At 64.9% G+C, this 430-nt stretch carries 1 protein-coding gene; it reads left to right on the top strand.

The annotated features are described in order from the left end of the window. The coding region (locus J5M58_RS27235) for an ABC transporter substrate-binding protein (RefSeq protein WP_207880584.1) at positions 1 to 430 on the top strand (430 nt) is incomplete at both ends.

The following is a 430-nucleotide window of genomic DNA, read 5'->3' as shown; positions in this document are numbered from 1 at the left end:
GTTCGACGGCTGCACCATGACCAACATGGACGCCCTGACCATCCCCGCCGCCGGCGGCGTGGACTCCACCGCGCTGATCGTCAGCGACTTCTCCAACGGCAACGACGGCATCGTCCTCAAGGGCGAAGGCAAGACCCTGGCCGACCTCAAGGGCATGAACGTCAACCTGGTGGAACTCTCGGTCTCCCATTACCTGCTCGCCCGCGCGCTGGAAAACGCCCGCCTGACCGAGAAGGACGTGAAGACGGTGAACACCTCCGACGCCGACATCGCCGCCGCCTTCAACACCGACGAGGTGCAGGCGGTGACCACCTGGAACCCGATGCTCGCCGAGGCCCGCGCCAAGCCGGGCACCACCGAGGTGTTCAACTCCAGCCAGGTTCCCGGCGAGATCATGGACATGATGGTGGTCAACAGCGCGGTACTCAAA

The sequence above is a fragment of the Pseudomonas sp. 32_A genome, from assembly GCF_017490905.1.
Lineage (GTDB): Bacteria > Pseudomonadota > Gammaproteobacteria > Pseudomonadales > Pseudomonadaceae > Aquipseudomonas > Aquipseudomonas inefficax.
This window is presented reverse-complemented; position numbering and strand designations above follow the sequence as displayed.